Annotated in this window: 22 protein-coding genes; 11 read left to right on the forward strand and 11 right to left on the reverse strand. The window is 60.1% G+C overall.

The annotated features are described in order from the left end of the window. Positions 1-64: 64 nt before the first annotated feature. The 9 genes from ACR3FB_RS20015 to ACR3FB_RS20055 all read left to right on the forward strand — a co-directional run bounded on the left by ACR3FB_RS20015 (position 65) and on the right by ACR3FB_RS20055 (position 9,368). A complete protein-coding gene (locus ACR3FB_RS20015; protein WP_480566690.1) occupies positions 65-415 on the forward strand; it encodes an MbcA/ParS/Xre antitoxin family protein in 351 nt (116 codons plus the stop codon). Next, entirely contained in the window at positions 415-927 is a 513-nt protein-coding gene (locus ACR3FB_RS20020) for an RES family NAD+ phosphorylase (RefSeq protein WP_480566692.1), read from the forward strand. The genes ACR3FB_RS20015 and ACR3FB_RS20020 overlap by 1 nt, the downstream gene beginning before the upstream one ends. A gap of 49 nt (positions 928-976) precedes the next feature. Beyond that, the gene (locus ACR3FB_RS20025; protein ID WP_480566694.1) at positions 977-2,530 is read left to right on the forward strand and encodes a caspase family protein; all 1,554 of its coding nucleotides are present in this window, start codon (positions 977-979) and stop codon (positions 2,528-2,530) included. After that, positions 2,500-3,201, forward strand: coding sequence for a hypothetical protein (locus ACR3FB_RS20030; RefSeq protein WP_170549367.1), 702 nt, complete (start codon positions 2,500-2,502; stop codon positions 3,199-3,201). Before ACR3FB_RS20025 ends, ACR3FB_RS20030 begins: the two co-directional genes overlap by 31 nt. A gap of 11 nt (positions 3,202-3,212) precedes the next feature. Further along, positions 3,213-3,617, forward strand: coding sequence for a hypothetical protein (locus ACR3FB_RS20035; protein ID WP_170467387.1), 405 nt, complete (start codon positions 3,213-3,215; stop codon positions 3,615-3,617). Positions 3,618-3,836: 219 nt separating this feature from the next. Then, complete coding sequence (locus tag ACR3FB_RS20040) at positions 3,837-5,933, forward strand: hydantoinase/oxoprolinase family protein (protein WP_480566696.1); 2,097 nt, start codon at positions 3,837-3,839, stop codon at positions 5,931-5,933. Continuing rightward, complete coding sequence (locus tag ACR3FB_RS20045) at positions 5,930-7,570, forward strand: hydantoinase B/oxoprolinase family protein (protein ID WP_480566698.1); 1,641 nt, start codon at positions 5,930-5,932, stop codon at positions 7,568-7,570. Before ACR3FB_RS20040 ends, ACR3FB_RS20045 begins: the two co-directional genes overlap by 4 nt. Then, positions 7,567-8,631 carry a pyridoxal phosphate-dependent aminotransferase gene (locus tag ACR3FB_RS20050; protein ID WP_480566700.1) on the forward strand — a complete coding sequence of 355 codons (1,065 nt, stop codon included), beginning with the start codon at positions 7,567-7,569 and terminating at the stop codon, positions 8,629-8,631. The genes ACR3FB_RS20045 and ACR3FB_RS20050 overlap by 4 nt, the downstream gene beginning before the upstream one ends. Next, the gene (locus tag ACR3FB_RS20055) at positions 8,631-9,368 is read left to right on the forward strand and encodes a maleate cis-trans isomerase family protein (protein ID WP_480566702.1); all 738 of its coding nucleotides are present in this window, start codon (positions 8,631-8,633) and stop codon (positions 9,366-9,368) included. Before ACR3FB_RS20050 ends, ACR3FB_RS20055 begins: the two co-directional genes overlap by 1 nt. A gap of 4 nt (positions 9,369-9,372) precedes the next feature. Here ACR3FB_RS20055 and ACR3FB_RS20060 read toward each other — a convergent pair whose 3' ends face one another. The 7 genes from ACR3FB_RS20060 to ACR3FB_RS20090 all read right to left on the reverse strand — a co-directional run bounded on the left by ACR3FB_RS20060 (position 9,373) and on the right by ACR3FB_RS20090 (position 18,027). Beyond that, a complete protein-coding gene (locus ACR3FB_RS20060) occupies positions 9,373-10,728 on the reverse strand; it encodes an MmgE/PrpD family protein (protein WP_480566704.1) in 1,356 nt (451 codons plus the stop codon). 124 nt (positions 10,729-10,852) lie between these two features. After that, positions 10,853-11,878, reverse strand: a complete 1,026-nt coding sequence (gene choV / locus ACR3FB_RS20065; RefSeq protein WP_480566706.1) for a choline ABC transporter ATP-binding protein — start codon at positions 11,876-11,878, stop codon at positions 10,853-10,855. Positions 11,879-11,881: 3 nt separating this feature from the next. Then, positions 11,882-12,712 (reverse strand): choline ABC transporter permease subunit, encoded by an 831-nt coding sequence (gene choW / locus ACR3FB_RS20070; protein ID WP_170378502.1) that lies wholly within the window; start codon positions 12,710-12,712, stop codon positions 11,882-11,884. 86 nt (positions 12,713-12,798) lie between these two features. Further along, positions 12,799-13,725, reverse strand: coding sequence for a choline ABC transporter substrate-binding protein (gene choX / locus ACR3FB_RS20075; RefSeq protein WP_480566708.1), 927 nt, complete (start codon positions 13,723-13,725; stop codon positions 12,799-12,801). A gap of 340 nt (positions 13,726-14,065) precedes the next feature. Further along, on the reverse strand, positions 14,066-14,845 hold the full coding sequence (locus tag ACR3FB_RS20080) for a carnitinyl-CoA dehydratase (RefSeq protein WP_480566710.1): 780 nt from the start codon (positions 14,843-14,845) through the stop codon (positions 14,066-14,068). A 3-nt stretch (positions 14,846-14,848) separates the two neighbouring features. After that, the gene (locus ACR3FB_RS20085) at positions 14,849-16,864 is read right to left on the reverse strand and encodes an acetate--CoA ligase family protein (protein WP_480566712.1); all 2,016 of its coding nucleotides are present in this window, start codon (positions 16,862-16,864) and stop codon (positions 14,849-14,851) included. 2 nt (positions 16,865-16,866) lie between these two features. Next, positions 16,867-18,027, reverse strand: a complete 1,161-nt coding sequence (locus tag ACR3FB_RS20090; protein ID WP_480566714.1) for an acyl-CoA dehydrogenase family protein — start codon at positions 18,025-18,027, stop codon at positions 16,867-16,869. A gap of 99 nt (positions 18,028-18,126) precedes the next feature. On the opposite strand from ACR3FB_RS20090, the gene ACR3FB_RS20095 reads away from it, so the two are divergent. Further along, positions 18,127-19,044, forward strand: coding sequence for a GlxA family transcriptional regulator (locus tag ACR3FB_RS20095; protein ID WP_480566716.1), 918 nt, complete (start codon positions 18,127-18,129; stop codon positions 19,042-19,044). Positions 19,045-19,089: 45 nt separating this feature from the next. On the opposite strand, the gene ACR3FB_RS20100 is transcribed toward ACR3FB_RS20095, so the two are convergent. After that, a complete protein-coding gene (locus ACR3FB_RS20100; protein WP_480566810.1) occupies positions 19,090-20,139 on the reverse strand; it encodes a TauD/TfdA family dioxygenase in 1,050 nt (349 codons plus the stop codon). Positions 20,140-20,611: 472 nt separating this feature from the next. On the opposite strand from ACR3FB_RS20100, the gene ACR3FB_RS20105 reads away from it, so the two are divergent. Beyond that, positions 20,612-21,646 carry an NADP-dependent oxidoreductase gene (locus tag ACR3FB_RS20105; RefSeq protein WP_480566718.1) on the forward strand — a complete coding sequence of 345 codons (1,035 nt, stop codon included), beginning with the start codon at positions 20,612-20,614 and terminating at the stop codon, positions 21,644-21,646. A gap of 83 nt (positions 21,647-21,729) precedes the next feature. Here the strand turns inward: ACR3FB_RS20105 and ureG are convergent, their stop codons facing one another. The 3 genes from ureG to ureE are packed head-to-tail and all read right to left on the reverse strand — an operon-like array spanning position 21,730 to position 23,436. Then, positions 21,730-22,350 (reverse strand): urease accessory protein UreG, encoded by a 621-nt coding sequence (ureG, locus tag ACR3FB_RS20110; protein ID WP_170478975.1) that lies wholly within the window; start codon positions 22,348-22,350, stop codon positions 21,730-21,732. Then, positions 22,347-23,000: an urease accessory protein UreF gene (locus tag ACR3FB_RS20115; protein ID WP_480566771.1), complete on the reverse strand. Its 654-nt coding sequence runs from the start codon at positions 22,998-23,000 to the stop codon at positions 22,347-22,349. Before ACR3FB_RS20115 ends, ureG begins: the two co-directional genes overlap by 4 nt. Then, complete coding sequence (gene ureE / locus ACR3FB_RS20120; protein WP_170378524.1) at positions 22,984-23,436, reverse strand: urease accessory protein UreE; 453 nt, start codon at positions 23,434-23,436, stop codon at positions 22,984-22,986. The genes ACR3FB_RS20115 and ureE overlap by 17 nt, the downstream gene beginning before the upstream one ends. Between the last annotated feature and the right edge of the window lie 18 nt (positions 23,437-23,454).

Consider the following 23,454-nt stretch of genomic DNA (forward strand, 5'->3'; position numbering starts at 1 on the left):
ACATCCTTGTAAATCAGCGATAGTGACGCTATATACTGTCAAAGTAACAGGATTGGAGGGTAGCATGCAGATTGCTCAATTCGCCGAAGGCGGGCTGTTTGAGCCTCGGAAAATCGCGGCGGCTCTGCGTACATCCGCCGAAGAGGTCGCCTTGACCGTGGGGTTGGGCAAGGATGCCCTGCAACGCCGCACGCGCATTCAATCCGACAAGACCCAACGTCGCCTGCGCGAACTGATCGAGGTTCTCAACAAGGTGCAACCGCGTTTTGGCTCGGATCTGATCGCCTATGCCTGGTATCGCTCGGAACCCCTGCCCGGCTTTGACGGGCGAACAGCCATGCAGCTGGTCCAGGAGGGTAAGGCGCAGCAGGTGTTGGAATACATTGATGCCGTCGATGCCGGTGTCTATGCCTGATGCCGCTTGACGAGGGCTGGTATCGCGGGTCGCTTTTTCGCGCATTAAACCCGGTCTACGCGCGCGATCCGCTCTCGGGTCGCGGGGCTAAGAAGTATGGCGGTCGGTTCAACACGAAGGGAACACCAGCGCTCTATACGGCGCTGGACCCGGCCACGGCCCTGCGTGAGGCCAATCAGGTCGGGGACTTGCAGCCGACGATACTGGTGTCCTACCACGCGGATTTAGGCCCGATCTTCGACACCCGAGACGAGGCCGCCTTAGCCCAATACGGAATGACCGCGCCCGCACTGGCCGATCCCGGTTGGCGATCGGCCATGCTGGACCGTCGCGCTGTCCCAACGCAAGATTTGGCCTCGCAATTGATCAAGGACGGTTTTGTCGGCTTACTTGTGCGCAGCTTCGCGCCGGGGACGACGTCGGCAAACCTCAACCTGGTCCTCTGGCGGTGGAGCGGGCCGGATTCGCGACTGACTGTTGTGGACGATGAGGATCGACTGGGCAGACTATAGCGCCGCAATCTGGCTGTGCAGTCCAAAACCCATGCGCTAAGATGACGGTATGACTCGGTTCCGATTTTTGCTGGTTTGCACAATGTCCTGTCTGGTTCTGGCGACAGGCTCGGCCCGGGCGGCGGATCGTGTGGCCTTGCTGATCGGTAATTCCGACTACCGCGCCCCGGATATGGCCTTGCGCAACCCGGTCAACGATGTCGAGGCTTTGGGCGCGGCGCTACGCGAGCTTGGCTTTGCCGTGACCGAGGCTACCGACCAGAACGCAGCCTCGATGGATCGGGCGGTCCACGCCTTCGGGCAGGCGGCGCAGGGCGCTGAAATGGCTGTCTTCTTCTATGCCGGTCACGGGGTTCAGATCGGCGGTCAGAACCACCTGATCGGCACCGAGTTTTCAGGGAATGACCTGACCGCTCTCAGCCGAAGTTCGATCACCATCGACCGCGTGCGCGATGTGCTTGCCAAGGCTGGGCCGGATGTCGGCATCCTTCTGCTGGACGCCTGCCGCAACAACCCGTTCTCGGAGAGAGGGATGGTCGAACAGGGTCTGGTACGCATCCGGGGCGGTGCAGGTTTACTGATCGCCTATGCCACTGACCCCGGCAACGTGGCGTATGATGGGCTGGGCGACAACAGTGTCTTCACCTCGAGCCTGCTGGATCATATCGCAACGCCAGATCTGGATGTGCGGCTGATGCTGGGCCGGGTGCGTCAGCAAGTGGTTCTGGACACCGAAGGCCGCCAGATCCCATGGGTCGAAGAATCCGTGCTGGATGAACATAGTTTTGCGCCGGGTTTGCCCACAGCCAGTCCCACGGACGCTTTTGAGGCAGATATGGCCCATTGGAGGAGCATTTCTGCAAGCAGCGATCCAGCTGACTTCAAAGACTATCTGCAAACCTATCCCGATGGATTATTCGCAGCTTTCGCGCGCGACCGGATTGAGCTTTTGCGTAACACAGAAACCGCCCCGGCGGCGCCGATCAGCGCCACGCTGGCCGCTGCGGAACCCGACAAGCTGGCCGCGGCTCTGTCCACCTTGGGGCTGATGCCAGATGGGCCAAGCCGCAACCTGGAACCGGCCCTCGATCAGTATCGCCGTCGCTTGCCGCTGCAGGAAACCGCAACGCCAGAGCGTCTGTTCGAAGACGCTGCCGAAGTCTCGGTCTTTCTGGCGGCCACGACATTGCAGAGCTTGCGTACCGATATCGTTGCACTGCGCAGTGTCGAACGCACTCTGGCCGTTGCTGAAAATGCCTTGGGCCAGATCGAAGAAATCGCCCGCTCGGACCCTGCCGCGCTGCCGGTGCTGCAACAGGCCCGCAATGATATCTACGACATCTATCGCTCACGCGGTGTCATTCTAAGGCGGCTGGATCAAAGCCGCAGTTACTACGATGAGCTTTTGACCCGGGCCGTGGTGTTCTTTCCATCCGAGCCAGGTGCAGATTTCTTTGACGCTGCGGCAACTTCGCGTAACCTCGGGCAAGCCCACGCGCGCCTGAGCGAGGATGCCGCATTGTTTCTGCGCCATGTGGCGCAGGCTGAAGATAGTAAAAAAGGGAGTTATCAATGGCTGGCAGATCTAATTCCACCCGGCTGATCGCCGCCGTGTTAGGGGCATCGTTGGCCCTGTCCGCTTGCGGTGGCGGCAGCGAGCCGGAAACGCTGAGATCCGTAGGCGCTGGCTCAAGCCAGGCCGAGGCCGATCTGGCAAAACAAGCGGCAGCCCTGCAAAAGACGATCCTGCAAGGGGCGATTGCTGGTGGTGTAGCGGGGGGCGCGATCGGCTTTGGGCTGGGCGGTTCTGACGACGTAGGCACAGGCGTCGCCCTCGGACTGGGTGCTGGCGCTCTGGCAGGCACCTATGTGGCCTATGTGCAGCGCAGCTATGCCGGGCGCGAAAGACGGCTGCGTCAGATCAAATCCGATCTGGACCGGAATGCTGCCGAAATGCAGACCACGCTGAACGTGATGAACGAAGTTCTGGTGGCTCAAAAGGCTGAGTTGGACGCACTGAACGCTCGCGCCGCAGCGGGAACCGTGGATCAGGCCGAGTTGCAACGCGAACTGACCGAGGCCAATGGCAATCTGAAACAGATGGAACTGGCCATTGACGGGGCAACCAGACGGCAGGCGGAATTTGCTGAGGCGCGCAGCCTGACGATCAAGCGCCGCCAAACCACCTCACCTATTGACGGTGATCTGCAGGCGCTTTCCAACCAGATTTCGCAGATGCGCGGGATCGCCAGCGATCTGGCGTCGTCGCTGTGACAGAGCCGAACATGATCACACGCATTGCTCTGCCTTGCCTTCTTTTGACCGCCTGCCAAACCACGACAGACCCGGCGGACGGAGGGTTTTTCGCCGGAGTATCCGGCATTGCGACTGGAGCCTATGATGATCGGATCGAAGCCGCCGAGGGCGATGTGGCGACAGCTCAGGCCCGCAACGACGCATTGGCGGCGCAGATCCGATCCTCGGAGTCTGAACTGGCGCAGCTGAAATTGAAAATCCTGCAACAGCGCGATGCCATCGGCGGCGGAGATCCCGCCACAGCCGCCAGAATCGACAGGGTGCTGAACGCAAAGCCCCAAGGCACCACTGCCGAAGCGCAATTGCAGGCCCTACAGCGCAGCATTTCCGAGGCCCGCGCGCTAAGTGCGGATTTGGCGCGGCTGTCGGGGTAAGCCCTGCAGCGAAGTTCAGGTTTTACGTCGTTGGAATGCCGCGATGTCGCAAATGCGCTAGCAGTGACGTAAAAACCGCCCGACAATTCCTCATGACTTGTCAGTGCATCCCAACTCGTATGGATCGCCGGGCCACCGGCTGCAACTTGGTGGCACCGCGTCGGTAACAAGCCGAACGGGCGCCATGCCCTAACTGTTACAGACGACAACGGACACTCCATGACAACTGCTCTGCGCCTCGCCATAGATATTGGCGGCACGTTTACCGATACCGTCCTTGTTTCAGGCAATGAGACGATACTGGCCTCGACCAAAACCCTGACCACGCACCAAAATCCGGCCAAAGGCGCGATGGAAGGGGCGCTGCGCGTCATGGAAAGCGCGGGGCGGTCACTGGCCGAAGTGACCGGCTTCATCCACGGCACCACACTGGCCACCAACGCTCTGATCGAGCGGCGCGGGGCCACCGTGGCAACCGTCGCGACCCAAGGGTTCCGGGACATCCTCGAAATCGCCTACGAACGGCGCTATGCGCAATACGATATCAATCTGGAAAAGCCCGACCTACTTGTCCCGCGTGAACGCTCTCTGACCGTTCGCGAGCGAATGTCAGCGACCGGTGAGGTTCTGATCGAACTAGAAGAAGGCGCTATTGAAGCGCTTGTGGCTGAAATCGACGCCAGCGGGGCGGATGCAGTTGCGATCTGCCTCATGCATTCCTACGCGAACCCCACGCATGAACGCCGGTTGCGCGATGCTCTAGCCGAACGACGCCCCGATCTGACTGTGTCGATCTCATCCGATGTCAGTCCCGAGGCGCGCGAGTTTGACCGGCTCTGCACTACGGTTGCCAACGCCTATATCCAACCGCTGATGGAGACATATCTGACCCGCTTCGTCAAAAAGTTCGAAGCCGAAGGGGTCACCTGCCCGATCCTGATGATGACCGCTGGTGGCGGGATGTGTACCGTCCAGACGGCCATGCGTTTCCCGATCCGGTTGGTCGAAAGCGGCCCTGCCGGAGGGGCTATTCTAGCCGCGCGCATCGCTGCTCGGGCCGGGTTGGATCAGGTTTTGTCGTTTGACATGGGTGGCACGACCGCCAAGCTCTGCCTGATCGACTATGCCCGACCCCAAACCTCGCGCCAATTCGAGATCGCGCGAGCGGCACGGTTCATCAAAGGCTCGGGCATGCCGGTGCGTATCCCTGTGATCGAGATGATCGAAATTGGCGCGGGCGGAGGCTCCATCGCCGGGGTGGACCGGTTGGGCCGTCTGACCGTTGGGCCAAAATCGGCAGGCTCGGAGCCCGGCCCGGTGGCTTTTGGGCGCGGCGGAACCGAGCCGACTGTGACCGACAGCGATATCACTCTGGGCTACATCGTGCCCGACACATTTGCCGAAGGGTTCATCAAGATTGACCCTGGGGCGTCAAACGGCGCGATGCAACGCGTGATCGGCAAGGCGCTTGAAACCGACGCGACAGGGGCCGCTGATGGGGTCAGCCGTATCGTGGATGAAAGCATGGCCAGTGCAGGGCGGATGCACGCAGTGGAGTCGGGCAAAGACCTCGGACCGCGCACCATGATCGCTTTTGGCGGCAACGGTCCCCTCCATGCCAGCCGCGTGGCCCGATCTGCGGGCGTTAACCGGATCGTGGTGCCACCAAACCCCGGTGTTGGCTCGGCGGTAGGTTTCCTGTTTGCGCCCGTGTCGTTTGAGATCGTGCGCTCGTACTATTCTTTGCTGGGTACGTTGGATTTTGCGGCGATCAACGGGCTTTTTGAGGATATGATCGCTGAGGCCAGCGCCGTCGTTGCCCAAGGTGCCGGAGATGCACCGACCGAAATCCGACGCTCGGCATTTATGCGCTATAGCGGTCAGGGGCATGAGATTGAGATTTCGCTGCCCAATCGCGCACTTACCCCCGAAGACCTCGCCCCGCTGACTGAGGCGTTTGAAACGGAGTACCGCAAGCAATTCTCGCGACCCGTGCCGGGCATGCAGATCGAGATACTGAACTGGGCTGTGCAAGTCGCGACTCCGGACGCTGTCGTTCCCGAACTGCTTGCCACGCCGGCGGTGACCACGATGACACCTTCAGAAACCCGGTCCATCATTTGTGATGTAGACGGGAAGATGAAACAGGCTGGTTTTGTGGCCCGCGCCGATCTCAAGCCCGGCGACCGCATTTGCGGCCCCGCGCTGATCCATGAACCACAGACGACGACACTCGTCTCAGCCGATTTCTCGGCCGATGTGGATGCCATCGGGAACCTCATCCTGATCCGCGACCAGAAAGGAGGCGCGCAATGACCCCTGCCCGACTACAAGTAATGTGGAACCGGCTGCTGGCAGTTGTCGAAGAACAGGGCCAAACCCTGATCCGCGCCGCCTTTAGCCCGATCGTGCGCGAATGCGGCGACATTTCTGCTGGGATTTTCGACGTGAACGGCCGGATGCTGGCACAAGCCGTTACTGGCACGCCGGGCCATATCAACACCATGGCCGAAGCCGTTCAGCACCTGCGCGCCGCCTTCCCGGTTCAGACGATGAAACCCGGCGACATCTATATGACGAACGATCCATGGCTCGCCTCGGGTCACTTGAACGACTTCCTGCTGATGATGCCTGCGTTCAAGGATGGCAAGGTCGTCGGCTTCACCTCCTGCACCTCGCATCTGGTTGACCTGGGTGGGCTGGGCATGGGGCCCGAAGGGTCGGACATATACGACGAGGGCCTACTGATCCCGCCATGCAAACTGGTCGAGGAAGGCACGCCGAACGCCCTGTTGCTGGACATTATCCGCGCCAACAGCCGTGAACCCGTGGCCAATGAGGGCGACATCTACGCCCTGATCGCCTGCTGCGAGGCCGGAGTGAACCGGTTGGTGTCGATGATGGAGGAATTCAGCATCGACGATCTGGACGCGCTGGGGGCCTATATCATCGAAACCTCGCGCCGGGGCACTCTGGCCGCCATCGCCGAGGTGCCCTCGGGGGTCTACAAGAACGTCCTGAAGATGGACGGCTATGAGAATGAACTGGAACTGCACGCCACCCTGACCGTCAGCGCCGACGGGATGCATGTGGATTTCACCGGCACATCCGGCTGTTCCCGCAAGGGCATCAACGTGCCCCTGAACTATGCCACTGCCTATACCGTTTTTGCCCTGCGCTGCATTGTCGGTTCGGACATTCCCAACAATGCAGGCTCTCTGGAGCCGTTCACCGTCGATGGCCCCAAAGGCTGTATCCTGAACGCGCAGCGGCCGGTGCCGGTGGCCATGCGGCACACGCTGGGTCAGGTGACCCCTGATTTGGTTCTGGGCTGCCTGCATCAGGCCCTGCCAGATCAGGTCCCGGCAGAGGGCGCATCCTGCATGTTCGACCTGCCCATGCGCCACGCGCCCGAGGTCGCCCGTGACGGAGGCCGCGAGTTCGCGGTTGAGCCCGTGCATAACGGCGGCACGGGCGCGCGGCCTCACGCGGATGGGTTGTCGGCAACGGCCTACCCTTCGGGCGTTTTCGGCAGCCAGGTGGAGATCACCGAAAGCGTCGCCCCCGTCACGATCTGGCGGCGCGAGCTTCGGCCAGACTCGGGCGGTGCGGGCAAGTACCGCGGCGGGTTGGGGCAAAGGATCGAGATGACCTCGGCCAGCGGAGCGCCCTTCATCGTCTTCCTCTCGGTCGAGCGGCTGAAATTCCCCGCGCTTGGTCGGATGGGTGGCCAACCCGGAGCGCCCGGGCGCATCCGGTTCCGCGACGGCGACGCTGACATCCCCGGCAAGGGCGAGCAGAGGGTGGAAGACGGCGATTACCTTATCTTTGAAACCCCCGGAGGAGGAGGCTTCGGCGATCCGACAGACAGACACCCAGAGGCGCTGGCACTGGATCTCAAGCGCGGTCTGCTCAGCGCCGAAGGAGCCAAAGCATACGGAGATGGCTCATGATCCGGCCCGTCCCTCATGTTGGTGCCCTGGCCGCCTATGCGCTTGCCGATCTTGGCGGTCCTCAGACGATTTCACTGGCCCAAAACGAAAGCGCTTTTCCTGCCAGCCCTACCGCCATTGCCGCCGGACAGGCCGCGATGGCCGACATGCCGCTCTATCCTGATCCGGAATGGCCGGACCTGCGTTTAGCGATAGCCGAAGTGCATGGGCTGGACCAGAGCAACATCTTTTGCGGCGCGGGATCGATGGAGCTGATCGGTTGCCTAATCCGCGCCTATGCCGGGCAAGGGGACCGCGTGCTGGGTACAGACTACGGCTACGCCTTTGTCGCCTCGGCAGCCGTGCAGGTGCAGGCGGACTATGTCAAGGCGCGTGAGGTCGACTTGACTGTTTCGGTGGATGATGTTCTGAGCGCAGTCACCCCAAAAACCCGCATCGTCTTCCTCTGCAATCCCGGCAATCCGACCGGAACGGTCATCCCGAACGCTGAGATCGTGCGCCTGCGGACCAGCCTTCCCAAGAACGTTCTGCTGGTCGTCGATCAAGCCTACGCCGAATTCTCGGATGCCGAACATGATCCGGCAGAGGCATTCGCTATGATTCAGCGCGGCGATACGGTCATCACCCGGACGTTTTCCAAAGCCTATGGGCTGGCGGGCGCGCGGGTCGGGTGGGCCTATGCTCCGCCCCAGATTGGAGCAGAACTGCGCAAGCTGTTAAACCCAAACAATGTCTCAATCCCCTCGCAGGCTGCAGCTGCCGCTGCAATGCGTCATCAGACGCATATGCGAGAGGTTGTGGCAAAAACTGCCAACATCCGCGACGCGTTCGCCGAAAACTGCCGCGCTCTGGGGTTAACCGTCCCGCAAAGCCACACAAATTTCGTCTTGCTGCGTTTTGCCTCAGTTGATCAAGCGCAGCGGGCCGATGCCGCTTTGCGCGCAGAAAACTTGCTGATGCGCGGGATGGGCGGCTATGGCCTTGGCGATTGCTTGCGCGCCACGATTTGCGCACCGGGCGTCATGAAACGCGCCCGCGACGTGTTGGAAGGAGTGCTGTAATGACCGAGACCCGAACTGCGGCCAAGATCGGCGTTCTGGTGCCTTTCACCAATACCAATCTGGAGCCGGATCTAGCGTTGATGCGTCCGCCCAATACCACGCTGCATTTCCAGCGCATGGGAGGGTATGACGTGGACGAAATCCCCGGCTCAGATCAGATGGCCGGTTTGGGCGCATCGGATATCAGCCTTGATTTGCGAATGATCTCCGGCGTGCGGCCCGACATCGTTCTTTACGGCTGTACCTCGGCCACGCTGACCCATGGCCCATCCTTCGACACCGAGTTGGCCGAACAGATCAAATCCGGTGCCAATGCCAAATCAGTCACAGCGGCCAGTGCTCTGATCGCAGGCATTAAGGCGTTGGGGGCCCGCAAAGTCGGCTTTTCGTCGCCCTATCTGGGCGAGATCAATACGCAGGCCATCGCGTTCATGGCCCAAAATGGGGTCGAGACGGTCAAATGCGCCGATGTGGGCCGGGAACTGGGCAACTACGGTCAGGGAGAATTGACCCCGGACGAAGTCTTCGACCTCGCCTGCCAGGCCGACCACCCGCAGGCCGAGGCGATTGTTCTGAGTTGCACCGATATGCGGTCCGTCGAGGCCATCGAACGGATTGAAGCCGCGCTGGGCAAACCCGTTGTCACGTCCAACCAGGCGATGATGTTCTGCTTGCTGCGCGAACTCGGGCTACCACCGCATAAGGGGTTGCCGGGGCGGCTGTTCGACTGCGTTTAAGGGGCTAGGACCCGGACGGCGCCTCATAAATCAACGCGCCGAGATCCGAGAATGCCGATGCCGGGTCTCTCAACCCCAGAACGGCGTCACGTATGGCCGAGGCCCTTGCCTCGCCGAGCGAAGGCGTTGCGAACTCCATGAATTTTGCGACCACTTCGGCCTGATCCATAGGAGCTTCAGGACCGCCGCGCGCATGGACGTCGCCCGTCTCCAGCACCCGCCCGTCGTACAAGCGGATCGTGACATCGGCGATGCGGCACGCGGGGAACCGAGCCGAATGGCGCGCGTCTTCGGCAACGGCGATACGTTCCAACAAAGAGGCCACCAAAGGATCAGACAGACCCTCGCCCGAGATATGCTCGACCCCGATCCGCCCATAGGCCATCATCACTGCCACCGCGAATGGCAGCGAATACTGCGCCTTTGAGGTGTCGTCGGGCATGCCCTGAAACAGACAAGCGCTCTCGCGGAACGTATTGACCTGGACCGAGGCGATATCTTCATGGCTCAGACCGTGGTCGCGCATGAGCTGCCGGACAGCGTCGATCGCGGCGTGCGCCCAACGGCAGATTGGGTAGGGTTTCACATATTGATGCTGCATCTGCCAAAACTGGCCAAGGTCCTGCCAGTGGCTCGTGACCTCTTCGGCTTCGATTGTGATCGCCGGCGCGCCGGTAAAGCCTTTCTCGGCCAAAACGGCCGCAGACACACCGACCAAAGCCCCCCAGCCCGATCCGTCATGCAGCATTGTGGGGTTGGCGATCTCGCGCATCATCTGGCTGCGGGGGCCGTGATATTCAGCGATGCCCATGGCCTGCCGCAATTGGTCCACTCCCAACCCACGCAACCGAGCCGCGACGGCCACGACGCCCAAGGCGTTCCATGCCCCTGACGTGTGATAGTCGCTGACTGTATCATGCAGAGAAATCCCGGCGCGCCCAGCGACCTCATACCCGATGGTGACAGCGGTCAGAGCTTCGGGGCCCGAGAAATCCGGAACCGTTTCCGCCAGCGCACAAAGCGCGGGTACAACAGCGACACCGATATGCCCTTTGGTCGGGTTGTAGCCATCATGCCCATCCAGGTTGTCCGTCTGCGTTGCGGCGGCATAGGCAGACCCGGCGGCACTGACCCGGCGGCCATCAAACAACATCCGCGCGCTGAGCGCCGGATCACCTGCCCCATAGAGCGCAAAAGCCGTTTCTCGGGCGATACTCCCCGCCGCCATAGGACCCGACGCAATCGTAATGCCCAGCGTGTCGAGCAGCATCAACGCGGCGGCGTTCAGCGTCGCATCGGGGATATCCTCGGGTGTTAGACCTAGGGTGAAATCGGCAACTCTCTGGAAGGTATCTGTCACGGCCTGCTCCTCGCTCAACACCTCTCAGGACAGGTTAGGAGGTTTCGAATGGGATGGCACGAAAACAATTGAGAACGAACGGTCCGGGATAGTGCCGGACCGCCCCTTGTTCACCGTCCGAGGGTTACTGTCCCATCGGATCAACCAGCTTGTGCAGCACGCGGTCTTTTGTGACCTGACCGATGATCGCCCCGTTCTCGGTCACGCCAACCGGTGCGTTGTTCTGGTCAAAGCCCTGAATGACGTCGCGAATATCCGTATCCGCATCAATCGAGCGGTCCGGCGTACCGGTTGCAGGCTCCATCACATCCCGCGCGCGCAAGACGCCCAGAGGGTTCATATGCGCAACGAAATCGGCCACGTATTCGTCCTCGGGTTTCGAGTAGATCTCGGACGGGGTGCCGCATTGCACGATGCGACCGCCCTCCATGATGGCGATGCGATTGCCGATCTTGAAGGCCTCATCCAGGTCATGAGACACGAAGATGATCGTGCGTTTCAGCTTTTCCTGAAGCCGCAGCAGTTCATCTTGCAGCTTGGTCCGGATCAGCGGATCGAGGGCCGAGAACGGCTCATCCATCAACAGGATCGGTGCCTGAGTGGAAAAAGCTCGGGCCAGACCGACGCGTTGTTGCATACCGCCCGACAGCTCTCCGACCTTACGGTCGGCCCAGTCAGACAGACCGACCAGAGCGAGCTGTTCATCGGTGCGCTGCAACCTCTCAGTGCGGGACATGCCCGACAGCTCCAGCCCTAGCCAAACGTTTTCACGAACCGTGCGCCACGGCAGCAGTCCGAATTGCTGGAACACCATCGCAATATGGTTCTGACGCATCCGGCGCAGGGTGCGGGCGTCAGCGTTGGTGACATCCACCATCTCCGATCCGTCCGAGACCCGAACCGCGCCGCGGATCACCGGGTTCAACCCGTTCACCGCCCGCAGCAACGTGGATTTGCCCGAACCGGACAGGCCCATCAGCACCAGCGTTTCGCCCTCATGCACAGTCAGCGAGCAATTGTGGACTCCCAGCACCTGACCACAGGCTTCTTTCACCGTTGCGCGGTCTTTGCCTTCGTCCATGAAGGGCAACGCGGATTTGGGGTCGGTGCCGAACGCGATTGAAACACTGTCAAATTCAACTGCGGTCATGGATCAATGCTCCACTCTAAGGACGCGATCGAGGATGATCGCCACAACAACGATGACAAAGCCGGATTCGAAACCAAGGGCCGTGTTCACCTGATTGAGCGCCCGCACAACCGGCACGCCCAAGCCATCAGCACCGACCAGAGCGGCGATAACAACCATCGACAGCGACAGCATGATGGTCTGGTTTAGGCCGGTCATAATCTGCGGCAGCGCGTAAGGCAGTTCGACCTTCCATAGGGTCTGGGATTTGGTCGCGCCAAAGGCCTCGGCCGCCTCAAGCAGAGGGGTCGGGGTCGAGGAAACACCCAGATGCGTCAAACGGATTGGAGCGGGCAAAACGAAGATTACAGTCGCGATCAGGCCCGGCACCATGCCGATACCAAAGAATACGATCGCGGGGATCAGGTAGACGAAGGTCGGCAGGGTTTGCATCAGGTCCAGCACCGGCCGCATCGCCACGTAAAGCTTGGGCCTATGCGCCGCCGCGATGCCAATAGGCACGCCAATCGCCATACAGACCAGACAGGAAGATAGTACCAGAGTCAGGCTTTCCGTCGTTTCTTCCCAATATCCCTGATTGAGAATGAAGAGGAATCCCAGCGCCACAAACAGGCAAACCTTCCAATTGCGCTGCAACAGCCACGTGATGCCCACAAAAACGCCCACAACGATCAAAGGATGCGGGGTTTGCAGCACCCACAATATGCCATCAATCAGCGCCTCAAGAACCCAGGACAACCAATCGAAAAATGGCTCCCCTATCTCTTGGAGCCATTCGAAAACCGCTCGGGCCGTCTTGCCGACGGGTATCTTGTTGTCGGTCAGCCAATCCATCTGTCTGCCTTTCAGAGTATTCCGGGCCTGAAATCAGGCCACAAAAAAGCCCTCCGCCACAGACACGCGGCGAAGGGCGTTTAAGGTTATTGACCCAGTGCTGCGCTTACTGCGGCGACTGCGTCACCACCGTCACGGGTCGTGACACCGTCCAGCCATGGGGTATAGGCATCCGGGTTGGCTTTCAGCCATGCGCTGGCTGCATCTGCCGGGTCTTCGCCACCATCCAGAATCGCGGCCATGATCTCGTTTTCCATCGCCAGCGAGAATTCCAGGTTGTTCAGCAGCGCGCCAACATTCGGGCATTCTTCTGCATAGCCTTTGCGGGTGTTGGTGAACACGGTAGCGCCGCCGAAGTTGGGGCCAAAGAACTCATCGCCACCGGTCAGGTAGGACATCTCGAAATTGGCGTTCATTGGATGGGGTTCCCAACCCAGGAACACGATCGGATCGCCCTTGCGCGAGGCGCGGTCCACCTGCGCCAGCATGCCTTGCTCGGAGCTTTCAGCGACTTCGAAACCAGAGAGGCCAAACGAATCGCCATCGATCATGGATTGAATCAGACGGTTGCCGTCATTGCCCGGCTCGATTCCGAAGATTTTGCCGTCCAGAACATCGGAGTGTTTTGAAATATCAGCGAAATCCTTGATGCCCAGCTCGGCGGCTGCAGCGTTGACGGCCAGCGTGTACTTGGCGCCTTCCAGGTTCGCGCGCACTGTTTCAACCGTTCCCGCCTCGCGATACGGCGCGATATCGCCTTCCATGGTCGGCATCCAGTTGCCCAGGAACACGTCGATATCGCCTTCAGCCATCGAAGTGTAAGTCACTGGAACGGAAAGGATCTTGATCTCGGTATCATAGCCCAGAGCGTCAAGAATCGTTGTCGTTGCGGCAGTGGTCGCAGTGATATCGGTCCAGCCGACATCCGAGAATACGACCTCGTCGCAATTGGCCAATGCCGCCCCGGCAGATGCCAGAATGGCAAGGGTTGAAATGGTTGTTAGGGCTTTCACTGGAGCCTCCCTGTTTTTTTGATTGACTGGTTAGTTAGGAAAAATAAATGACACATAGTCAAGTCTAATTGTCCACATGCAGCCAGATTCAGGCAACAGTTTCTGTCGCGCGCTGAACAATTCACGGATTGCGTGGCATGGATTTCGGTTTGGCTGCGTTCGGGTTGTGGCGCAGGTTTGAAGTGCTGTTGCCCCGTTGGGCTGGCATGTCCTAGTTTAATATGACACGCGAATGCAATCCGTTAGCAGGCCGCCCAAGGAACCCTTGGGCGCAGCTGATAAAGTGTTACGGCCCCATCGAAAGAAGGAGCCGCCGAGAGGGTTCAGACCCCAAATTTGCTTACTTGCCTTTCCACACAGGATCACGCTTTTCCGCAAACGCGCGCGCGCCTTCCAGCTGGTCCTCACTGGCATAGAGAGTATCGACGGTACGCAGCTGCCGTTTGGTAATACGGTTCATGGCGTCTTGGAATTTGCTGTCTTCGGCATCGCGCACGACCTCTTTGATCGCGGCATAGACCAGCGGTGGGCCCGAGGCCAACAGGCGGGCGAGTTCCCACGCACGATCCATCAGCTGATCCGCGGTCACAATCTCATTCACCAAACCCCAGCGGTTGGCTTCCTCCGCGTCGAACCAGCGGCCCGTCAGCAGCAACTCCATCGCGATATGATACGGGATGCGTTTAGGCAGTTTGACACTGGCCGCATCCGCCACGGTACCCGAGCGGATTTCCGGCAGCGCAAAACTCGCATGGTCCGCAGCCAAGATCATGTCGGCGGACAGCGCAAGCTCCAGACCTCCGCCGCAGGCAATGCCGTTCACGGCTGCAATGACGGGTTTGTTCATGTCGCGCAATTCCTGCAGACCGCCAAAACCGCCAACACCATAGTCCCCATCGACTGCATCGCCATCGGCTGCGGCTTTCAGGTCCCAGCCGGGACAAAAGAACTTCTCTCCCGCACCTGTCAGGATCGCGACGCGCAGGTCAGGGTCGTCGCGGAACTCGGCAAAGACGTCGCCCATGATGCGGCTGGTGGCCAGATCAATGGCATTGGCCTTGGGCCGGTCCAACGTGACCTCAAGGATCGCGCCGTTACGGCGGGTTTTGATCGGGTCCATATCTCAGGCCTTTCTGATGAGCGCATCCACGGCCACCGCCTTGTCGGGCGTGCAGAGGAGCGGGTTGATTTCGACCTCGCCAAGCGTGTCGGCGTTTTGCATGACATAGGCCTGAACGGCCTCAACAGCGGCCACGATGGCATCCATATCAGCCGCCGGTTGACCGCGATAGCCTGCCAGAAGCGGTGCAATCTTCAATTTGCCCAAAGCGCTGTGGATGTCATCAGCAGAACTGGGCACCAGCAGGGAGGCGGTATCGCGCAGCACTTCCGTCAGCACGCCGCCCGCGCCCAGGGTCAGGACGAACCCGTGCGCTGGGTCGCGCACCACACCCACAAGTAGCTCAGCTACTGTTCCGGTGATCATCTCTTCGATCAGAATTTCAGGGGTGCCGATATCCGCGGCGACGTCGGCCACGTCTTCGGCAAGAACACCCAATCGCACGGCCGCGTGTTCTGACTTATGAGCTAGCCCCACGCCTTTGACCGCAAAGGGCGCATCCATGTCCTGAGCGGCAGCGCGCGCCTGATCATCTCCTGTGACTGTGCGGTTCTGCGGGATACGCAGTCCGCACTCGGCCAGAACGCGTTTGGACTCGCCTTCGGTGAGTGTCCTTTTGGCCTCAGCCGTTCCGGGCAATGTGACCGGTGTACCCGAGGGAGCGGTAACCTGACCTGCCGCTTCGGTTGCTGCAAGAGCTTCGCGCAGCCCCATGAAGGGCACCACTCCGCCGTCCATAAGCTCTTGCGCCACATCTTCGGGCAGCAACTCGGGCAATGTCGCGGCAACGGCAAATCGCGCGCCGATCTCCGCGCGCACTTTCATCGCTGCACGCGAGGCATAGGCCCAGTCGCTCGCATCCGTGGTTGGATAGTCGAGGATCGAGAACGTCAGGTCTATGTCGTCGCCCGTCATCCCAGCCCAGGCCTTCGCCATCGCCGCTTCATCGCGCCAGATATAAGTGTGGTAGTCCAGCGGGTTATTCAGCGCCACCATCGGTCCGAGTGCTTCGCGCAGGTGGGCTTTCTGACCGTCGCTTAGGCGTGGGAAAGACAACCCAGTTCCAACGGCCATGTCCGCGATCAGGCTCGCCTCACCACCGGAACAGCTGATCGAGGCTATGTTGCTGCCCGGAAGCGGGCCATAGCAATGCAGCAGCTTCAGTGTTTCCAGAAAATCAGGCAAGGCGGATAGGCGTGGAATGCCGAGACGCTCCAACAGAGCCTGCGCACCTGCGTCGCTTCCCGCCAGAGAGGCGGTATGCGACACGGTTGCGGCCTGAGCCTGCTCGGACGCGCCGACCTTGAGCGCCGCCAGAGGGATACCTTTGGAGTGGGCCTTCTGCGCTAGCGCCTCCCATTCGCGGATGTCCTTGAAGCCTTCGATATGCAGGCCAACGGCAGTCACACGCGGATCGTCCAGCAAGGCCGAAGCGATCTGCGCCTGACTGGTTTGCGCCATGTTCCCACAGGTCACCATATAGGCGATGGGCAGCGCGCGTTTCTGCATGGTCAGGTTGATCGAGATATTCGAACTTTGCGTCAGGATCGCAACACCAGAGTCAACCGGCTTGGCTCCGTGTTGGTCGGGCCACAGCAAAGCCCCATCCAACGCGTTGATGAAACCATAGCAATTGGGTCCCAGAATGGGCATGTCGCCTGCAGCTGCAACCAGTTGTGCCTGCAGATCGCCGCCTGTGTCATCTTCGGCCACGGCCTCGGAAAAACCTGACGCAAAACACACTGCACCGCCTGAGCCGGTGGCGGAAAGGGTGCGAACCGCCTCAATCGTGGCATGGCGGTTGATGCCGATGAAAACGGCATCTGGCGGTGCAGGCAGATCTTCGAGACTGGCATAGGCCCTATGGCCAGCGATCTCGGTCGCTTTGGGATGAACAGGCCAGATCTGCCCCGCATAGCCCATACGTTCAGATTGCAGAATGACCTGCTGACACCAAGCGCCACCACCGATCACAGCGATGGAGTTCGGGCGCAAAAGCCGGGTGAGGACTTTGGTCATCGTCAGGCGCCCAACGGACGCAGAAGATCACGGCTGATGATGTGACGCTGGATTTCGCTGGTGCCATCCCAGATCCGCTCAACCCGCGCGTCACGCCAGAAACGCTCGATCGGGAAGTCGTCCATCAGACCCATACCGCCATAGATTTGCAACGTCGCGTCGGTGACACGCGCCAGCATTTCCGAGGCATAAAGCTTGGCCGAGGCGATTTCGCGGTTCGAAGGCAGGTTTTCGTCCAGGCGCCAGGCAGCAGACAGAGTCAGCCAATCCGCGGCATCAATCTCGGTGATCATATCGGCGATCTGGAACCCAATCCCCTGGAATTTGCCGATGGGCTGGCCGAACTGCTTGCGCTCGGCTGCATAGTTCAGCGCATAGTCGAAACAGCGCCGCGCCCGACCAACCGAGAAGGCCGCAACCGTCAGGCGGGTTGCATAGAGCCACTCGTTCATGACCGCGAAACCTCCATCAACCTCGCCTAGAACCTGCGCGTCAGGCAGGCGGCAATTGTCGAAGTAGAGGATGTAGTTCTTGTAGCCCTTGTGGCTGACCGAGTTATACCCCTCGCTCACCTCAAACCCGGGAGTTCCGCGATCCACCAGGAAGGTTGTGATCCGCTTCTTGGGCCCTTTTGGTGTTTCATCCACGCCGGTCGAAATGAAGACGATGAAAAAATCCGCGTGTTCCGCGCCCGAAATGAAGTGTTTGGAGCCGTTGATGACCCAATCGCCACCATCCTTGACAGCCTGACACTTCATGCCCCGGACGTCCGAGCCCGCGTCAGGTTCGGTCATCGCAAGCGCATCCATCCTTTCACCACGCACGGCAGGCAGCAAATAACGTTCGCGCTGTTCATCATTGCAGGCCATCAGAATGTTCTGCGGACGACCAAAGAAATGGGTCAGAGCCATCGAGCCCCGACCCAGCTCGCGCTCGACCAGCGTAAAGTCGAGATGCGAAAGGCCTGCGCCGCCAACCTCTTCGGGGAAGTTGCAGGCGTAAAAACCCAGATCGATGCATTTCTGTTTGATCTCTTCGCCCAGCTCATGCGGCACCTGACCGGTGCGTTCGACCTCGGCCTCATGCGGGTAGATTTCGTTTTCGACAAAGCTACGGACTGTCGAGACGATCATGTCCTGTTCTTCGGTCAGACCAAACTGCATGGCGCGATATCCTTGGATAGGTGATTGACGCAGGAAACGAGATTCCTCATGTTCACGGCATGCAGTTTTCGCCGAATGTCATGCAGAGCTGGTAAATTTTTGAGTCACAGATTTAACATCCTGCTGTTCGATGGATTCTCGAACCACTGCCTCGCCAACATGGTCGAACCTCTGCGGGCGGCCAACACTCTGTCCCGGCAGTCTTTGTATGAGTGGCGGTTCTTTTCCGTTGACGGAGAACCCGTTCAAAGCTCCAGCGGATTGGCGGTGACGCCGGATGTCGCCCTGACCGACCAGCGTGGGGATGCTCTGGTCGTGATGCCCTCCTACGGGTTCTTGCAATTGGGCAAGCCCAAAACCCTGCGCGCACTGCTGGCGGCTGCAAAGAGGCACGCACTGGTGGCCGGACTGGATACCGGCAGTTGGTTGATGGCGCAGGCCGGGTTGCTGGATGGACACCGCGCGACCATTCATTGGGACGAGCTTTCCCGATTTGAAGAAGCCTTTCCCGCCGTGGACGTCGTGCAAGAGCGCTACGTCGTTGATGGCGCTCGTCTGACGTGCTCCGGAGCGATGGCGGCGTTTGATCTAGCGCTTGCGCTTATCCGCAAGGATCACGGCCCGCTTTTGTCGATGGAGGTCGCCCATCTGTTTATGAGCCGTGGCCGCAGCGACAACTATGCCTTACCGATGCAAACCGAAGACACTCTGGTGAATCGCGCGCTGGCCATCATGCAGGCGAACCTGGAGACACCGCTGTCGATCGCACAGGTGGCACGCAAAACGGGGTGCACTCAGAAACGGCTGGAAATGCGCGTTCAGGCGGACCTGAAAACTACACCGCAAGCGCTCTATCGTCGGTTGCGTCTGAACCTTGCGCGCAGGCTGACTGAAGAGACCGAGCAATCCATCGCCGAGATCGCCAGCCGGTCGGGCTACGAGAACGCCAGCGCGATGACCCGTGCTTTCAAGGCCGAGTTCGGGCAGACCCCCTCGGCCTTCCGCAACAGGTTGTAGTGGGACAGCGCCGCCCCAAGACGGCACTGCTCTTTTGTCAGGCGCTTAACGCGAGAGAACGCGCAGGCGGCTTTCGAATTCACCACGGTCCACATAGCAACCGTGCAGGTGACGGTGGCCTGTATTGGGATCGAAAGCCGACCGCCCATGCAGCACACGGCGATTGTCAAAGACCACCATTTCGCCACCCTTCAGCTTGAGCTGAAGCAGATATTTGGGGTCGCGCGTCATCGCCATGAATTTCTGATAGGCACGGTAATAGCGCGGCATCAGAGCGGGCTCGATATCGAGGAAATCCGCCAGATGCGCGTTGAAGCAGATCTCGATCACGTCACCGTTTTCATCGCAGGTGATGACACGTTTACGCGAGCGGATGTCCGTTTCTCTATCATGGAACCGGAACGGGATCGAGATGTCGCACAAGGCGTCAAAGGCATCGGGATCTTCCAGTTTCAGATCCTCTGCCACCGCATAGCCGTCGCAGAACAGCGACTCACCGCCCTCGGCCTCGTTGGCGAGACAATGAAGGAATTGGAACCCCGGAGGCAGCTCCTGATTGGTCAGATCCGTGTGCAGCGGCAGCGCAACCGGCGTATAGGCGAGGTTGTTCGGGTTGGGTTTGGATTTGACTTCGAAGGTCAGTCCAAAATTCGTCTCGCGCAGAAAGCCGATCCGGCGCGCGACATCCATGCCAGCTTCAGTGCTGTCGGCCAGATGGTCCACGATGCTCAGCCCGTATTGACGCGCGGCGATCAGCCAATCCTTCAAAGCACTGTCCTCAGTCAGGACTTCTTCTGCGTTCGCGCGGGGGATACCGGCGGGCAAAAGCTCGGCCCGCCATGTGACAAAACCGGTATCGGCCGGATCGAAAGCAGGCTGGCCCGGACGACGATCGCGCAGCCAGTCCAGATCAAAGCCGGTGGGGGCCTGATCCTCAGTCCAGACAACATGCAGGCTGTTGTCGGACTGGAATGCCTGCACGGGTTTGATCTCCAGCGCAATGGCGGTGAGGTCGGTCAGGCGCTCCTGCGTCTGCGGGTGGAACCCTGCAGGGTCGTTTTCGCGCAACCAGATGAACGGGAAATCCCCAGTCATATGGTCGGGCCAAGTGATACGCACATGTGTTTCGGCCAGTTCAACCTGAACCGGCTTCGAGAGAGTTTGAGTTGTCATGTCAATCTTTCGCGTTGAGTTGAAATTCGGGTTCAATCTCAGCGCTGGGATGGGGGTGGCCACCAATCGTAGGCCTTCCTGTAAGGATGCCCGGGTCGGCGGCCCAACGTCACTGGTGTTTCTAAGCTGGATTGCATGGGAAGGTTTGGTTTGGGGGCTAACTCTTTGCGAAGGCTTAAATTGTTTTGCGGTGCAGTCAAACGGAAAACGCGCCAGAAAACGCAGAACCCGCGGCAAAATTCAACCCTGCAGTTTTGCTGCGCAAACCCTACGGCAGAACGTTGTGAAAAGATTGACGCGCCGCCCGAAATACAGAACGGTGTGACAAAATTCGAGGCCCCGACGCTTGTGACGTGCCGGCGCGACAAACCAGACTCAGCAGAGAGACAAGACCATGCCCCAGACCGCAGACACAAACCGCCGCATCGTTCTGAACGAACGCCCCAAGGGGGAGCCCGATGACAATACGCTGCGGCTGGAGACTACGGATATCCCCACTCCGGGCGCGGGCGAGATGCTGGTCCGCACCTGCTACTTGTCACTGGACCCGTATATGCGCGGACGGATGAATGACGCAAAATCCTATGCCGAGCCTGTGGCGATTGGCGGGGTCATGACCGGACAGGTTGTTGGACAGGTTGTGACCTCGAACCTCGACGGGTTCGAGGCGGGCGACTACGTGCTGTCGGGCAGCGGTTGGCAGGACTATGCGATCTCGGACGGGACCGAGGTCATAAACATGGGCAAAGCGCCACAAAACCCGTCCTGGGCATTGGGTATTCTGGGTATGCCCGGCTACACCGCTTATGCCGGGTTGCTACAGATCGGCGAGCCCAAACCCGGAGAAACCGTAGTCGTTGCCGCCGCTTCCGGCCCGGTCGGCGCAACCGTCGGGCAGATTGCCAAAATCAAAGGGTGCCGGGTCGTCGGTGTTGCGGGCGGTGCCGAGAAATGCGCGCATGTGGTGGAAAATCTGGGCTTCGACGCCTGTGTCGACCACAAGGCCACCGACATTGCTGATCAGTTGCGGGCCGCCTGCCCGGATGGGATTGATGTCTACTTCGAAAATGTCGGCGGTAAGGTGCTTTACGGCGTCCTGCCCCTGCTGAACGCTTTTGCGCGCATCCCGATCTGCGGCGTGGTCTCGTGGTATAACCTGCCCGGCCTGCCGGATGGCCCGGATATGGGGCCTGCGATCATGGGCACGCTGCTGCGGATGAAAGTGAAGGCGCAGGGCTTCATCATCTTCGACAGCTTCCCCGTCTCGCTCTACAAAGAGTTCGTCCGGGATATGACCGGCTGGATTCAGGACGGATCGGTCAAATATCGCGAGCACATGGTCGAGGGGCTTGAGGCCGCGCCCGAGGCACTGAACCAGCTGCTGCGCGGTGAGAATTTCGGCAAGATGGTGGTGAATGTCGGGGCCTGATTGCCCCGGTCAGCCTCTAGTTGGCACCCCACTCCGAATTAGAAACGACAGTCGCCGCACCGAGCAGCGGCGACCGCTCTTCTTCAAGCCGTTTCAAGCCCACCAATCGCAGCCAGTGCGCTGACGATTTCAGGCACGCCCTGCCGTTGGCGCAGTGAGGCGAACAAAAACGGCCGACCCTTGCGCATGCGCGTGGCGTCTTCCTGCATCACCTCAAGTGACGCGCCCACATGCGGGGCGAGGTCGGTTTTATTGATGATCAACAGATCCGATTTCGTGATCGCAGGCCCACCCTTGCGCGGGATTTCTTCGCCCGCAGCCACATCAATCACATATAGCGTCACATCCGCCAATTCCGGGCTGAACGTGGCCGACAGGTTATCGCCGCCGCTTTCGATCAGCACGACGTCAATCTCCGGATGGCGCGACTGCATTTCGGCCACGGCCGCAAGGTTGATTGAGGCGTCCTCACGGATTGCGGTATGCGGGCAACCGCCGGTTTCCACGCCGATGATCCTGTCCTGAGGCAGGATCTGCATCCGCATCAGCGCTTCGGCGTCCTCCTGCGTGTAGATGTCGTTGGTGATCACGCCCACCGAACAGACATCGCGCAGCGCCTCAGACAGCGCGGCGGTCAGAGTGGTTTTACCCGCGCCGACGGGGCCTCCGATGCCGACACGAAGGGGGCCGTTCGTACTGCTCATGTTCGGAAAATCCTTGAATACTGTGTTTCATGCTTCATTGCCGCGACATCCGCGAGGAACGCCGTCGAACTCAGATCCTCCAGACCCGCGTCCTGCGCCTTTGCGGCAATCGTTGTGCAGAGGGGCGTTAGGTCCCGTATCAGCCGCTGCGCATCGGTTTGCCCCAAGGGAACAAGGCGCGTTGCGCAGGCGACCAGATTGCTCAGGAATGCCTGCAGGAACATCTCGGTCACCAACGGCAGCGGCAAGTTCTGCAATCGTGCCGCACGCCCTACCGCCACCGGATAGGTCAGGTGCTGCAAGTTCAAACCCCAGACATCCCCGGTCACGGCTCCAAACGCCTGCCCGAGCAAACTGGTTTCCATCAACCGCTCGGATGAGGCGCTGAACGCGCGCGCTGTGGCGTCGATGTCGGTCAGGTCGACCGGGGTTTCGGCGGCGTAAGCCGCCCCCAGAAAATGCGCGTCGTTCCAGCCAGAGCCATACTCCAATACGTCCGACACCCAAGCGCCCGTATCCTGAGGGCTGGCAACCGAACCGAGTTCAATCGCGGCCTCCAACCCATGAGAATAGGCGAAACCGCCGACCGGATAGGCCGGGGACAACCACTGCACCAAGGTCAGGATATCGGAATTAGTGGGCGTGGCCATGTGTCCTGCCATGACCATAGGCGCCGCCTTCGGGGGTGAAGGGCTCAACGACCTCTTGGATTTCGGCCCCCAGTTTCAGCAGCATATCGCGAATGACATGATCGCGTTGTATAAGGAGCCGGTCGGCTTCGATCTGACAGGGCGTGTGGCGATTACCAATATGCCAGGCAAGATGCAGCAGATTGTCCCCGCTGATTTCCAGCAACTCTTCCGGTGCGGCGATGATTTCAATCTCGCGCCCATCCTCCAGCACCAGAACCCCACCATGGTCGAGGGATTTCGTGTGCGCCAGATCGACCAAAAAGGACTCACCATCATCGGTGGCCAGCATTTTGCGGCGCAGGAAACGCCCGTCATAGTCCAGCGAGACCTGAGCATGCGCCGGATCGTGGTGGTGATCATGATAGATACGGGCGGTTTTGATCGCAGTGGTCATCGTGGCCTCCTTTTCAAA

The organism is Ruegeria sp. AO1 (assembly GCF_056535985.1).

Excerpts from the sequence above, each read along its gene's own strand:
- ACR3FB_RS20015 (WP_480566690.1), top strand. The coding sequence starts at position 65 with ATGCAGATTGCTCAATTCGCCGAAGGCGGGCTGTTTGAGCCTCGGAAA.
- ACR3FB_RS20020 (WP_480566692.1), top strand. The coding sequence starts at position 415 with ATGCCGCTTGACGAGGGCTGGTATCGCGGGTCGCTTTTTCGCGCATTA.
- ACR3FB_RS20025 (WP_480566694.1), top strand. The coding sequence starts at position 977 with ATGACTCGGTTCCGATTTTTGCTGGTTTGCACAATGTCCTGTCTGGTT.
- ACR3FB_RS20030 (WP_170549367.1), top strand. The coding sequence starts at position 2,500 with ATGGCTGGCAGATCTAATTCCACCCGGCTGATCGCCGCCGTGTTAGGG.
- ACR3FB_RS20035 (WP_170467387.1), top strand. The coding sequence starts at position 3,213 with ATGATCACACGCATTGCTCTGCCTTGCCTTCTTTTGACCGCCTGCCAA.
- ACR3FB_RS20040 (WP_480566696.1), top strand. The coding sequence starts at position 3,837 with ATGACAACTGCTCTGCGCCTCGCCATAGATATTGGCGGCACGTTTACC.
- ACR3FB_RS20045 (WP_480566698.1), top strand. The coding sequence starts at position 5,930 with ATGACCCCTGCCCGACTACAAGTAATGTGGAACCGGCTGCTGGCAGTT.
- ACR3FB_RS20050 (WP_480566700.1), top strand. The coding sequence starts at position 7,567 with ATGATCCGGCCCGTCCCTCATGTTGGTGCCCTGGCCGCCTATGCGCTT.
- ACR3FB_RS20055 (WP_480566702.1), top strand. The coding sequence starts at position 8,631 with ATGACCGAGACCCGAACTGCGGCCAAGATCGGCGTTCTGGTGCCTTTC.
- choV (WP_480566706.1), bottom strand. The coding sequence starts at position 11,878 with ATGACCGCAGTTGAATTTGACAGTGTTTCAATCGCGTTCGGCACCGAC.
- choW (WP_170378502.1), bottom strand. The coding sequence starts at position 12,712 with ATGGATTGGCTGACCGACAACAAGATACCCGTCGGCAAGACGGCCCGA.
- ACR3FB_RS20080 (WP_480566710.1), bottom strand. The coding sequence starts at position 14,845 with ATGGACCCGATCAAAACCCGCCGTAACGGCGCGATCCTTGAGGTCACG.
- ACR3FB_RS20085 (WP_480566712.1), bottom strand. The coding sequence starts at position 16,864 with ATGACCAAAGTCCTCACCCGGCTTTTGCGCCCGAACTCCATCGCTGTG.
- ACR3FB_RS20090 (WP_480566714.1), bottom strand. The coding sequence starts at position 18,027 with ATGCAGTTTGGTCTGACCGAAGAACAGGACATGATCGTCTCGACAGTC.
- ACR3FB_RS20100 (WP_480566810.1), bottom strand. The coding sequence starts at position 20,139 with ATGACTGGGGATTTCCCGTTCATCTGGTTGCGCGAAAACGACCCTGCA.
- ACR3FB_RS20105 (WP_480566718.1), top strand. The coding sequence starts at position 20,612 with ATGCCCCAGACCGCAGACACAAACCGCCGCATCGTTCTGAACGAACGC.
- ureG (WP_170478975.1), bottom strand. The coding sequence starts at position 22,350 with ATGAGCAGTACGAACGGCCCCCTTCGTGTCGGCATCGGAGGCCCCGTC.
- ACR3FB_RS20115 (WP_480566771.1), bottom strand. The coding sequence starts at position 23,000 with ATGGCCACGCCCACTAATTCCGATATCCTGACCTTGGTGCAGTGGTTG.
- ureE (WP_170378524.1), bottom strand. The coding sequence starts at position 23,436 with ATGACCACTGCGATCAAAACCGCCCGTATCTATCATGATCACCACCAC.